This window comes from Microvirga sp. 2MCAF35 (assembly GCF_052115545.1).
Lineage (GTDB): Bacteria > Pseudomonadota > Alphaproteobacteria > Rhizobiales > Beijerinckiaceae > Microvirga.
In genome coordinates this window covers 1-1192 of the sequence record NZ_JBFRGW010000091.1, presented here as the reverse complement: position 1 = coordinate 1192, position 1192 = coordinate 1, and the positions used below count along the sequence as shown (strand labels likewise).

The 1192-nt window shown below is 65.2% G+C and carries 1 protein-coding gene; it reads right to left on the bottom strand.

The window, feature by feature from the left end:
* Window position 1: 1 nt before the first annotated feature.
* Window positions 2-1192 carry an elongation factor Tu gene (gene tuf, locus AB4097_RS21430; RefSeq protein ID WP_442043315.1) on the bottom strand — a complete coding sequence of 397 codons (1191 nt, stop codon included), beginning with the start codon at window positions 1190-1192 and terminating at the stop codon, window positions 2-4.

Below are 1192 nucleotides of genomic sequence, written 5' to 3'. Positions count from 1 at the left end.
ATTAATCCATCACGGAAGCGACGACGCCGGCACCGACGGTGCGACCGCCTTCGCGGATGGCGAAGCGCAGCTTCTCTTCCATGGCGATCGGCGCAATCAGCGTCACTTCCATCGTGATGTTGTCGCCCGGCATCACCATCTCGGTGCCCTCGGGCAGCGTCACCACGCCGGTCACGTCCGTCGTGCGGAAGTAGAACTGCGGCCGGTAGTTGCCGAAGAACGGCGTGTGACGGCCACCCTCTTCCTTCGTCAGGATGTAGGCCTCGGCCTTGAACTTCGTGTGCGGCTTGATCGAGCCGGGCTTGCACAGCACCTGGCCGCGCTCCACGTCCTCGCGCTTCGTGCCGCGCAGCAGAACGCCCACGTTGTCGCCCGCCTGGCCCTGATCGAGCAGCTTGCGGAACATCTCGACGCCCGTGACCGTCGTCTTCTGCGTGTCGCGCAGACCCACGATCTCCACTTCCTCGCCGACCTTGATGATGCCGCGCTCGACGCGACCCGTCACCACCGTGCCGCGGCCCGAGATCGAAAACACGTCTTCGATCGGCATCAGGAACGGCTGGTCCACCGGACGCTCCGGCTGCGGGATGTAGCGGTCGACCTCGGCCATCAGCTCGAGCACCCGGTCGCGCCCGATCTCAGGCTGGCGGTCCTCCAGAGCGCACAGGGCCGAGCCCTTCACGATCGGAATGTCGTCGCCGGGGAAGTCGTACTTCGACAGAAGCTCGCGCACCTCGAGCTCGACCAGGTCAAGCAGCTCGGCGTCGTCGACCATGTCGACCTTGTTCATGAACACCACCAGGGCCGGCACGCCGACCTGACGSGCCAGCAGGATGTGCTCGCGCGTCTGCGGCATCGGGCCRTCGGCCGACGACACCACCAGGATCGCGCCGTCCATCTGCGCCGCGCCCGTGATCATGTTCTTCACGTAGTCGGCGTGGCCAGGGCAGTCCACGTGGGCATAGTGCCGGTTCTTGGTCTCGTACTCCACRTGCGCCGTCGAGATCGTGATGCCGCGCGCCTTCTCTTCCGGCGCCTTGTCGATCTGGTCGTACGCCGTGAACGTCGCCCCGCCCGACTCCGCCAGAACCTTCGTGATCGCCGCCGTCAGAGACGTCTTGCCATGGTCCACGTGACCAATCGTCCCAATGTTGCAGTGCGGCTTGTTGCGCTCAAACTTTTCCTTCGCCAT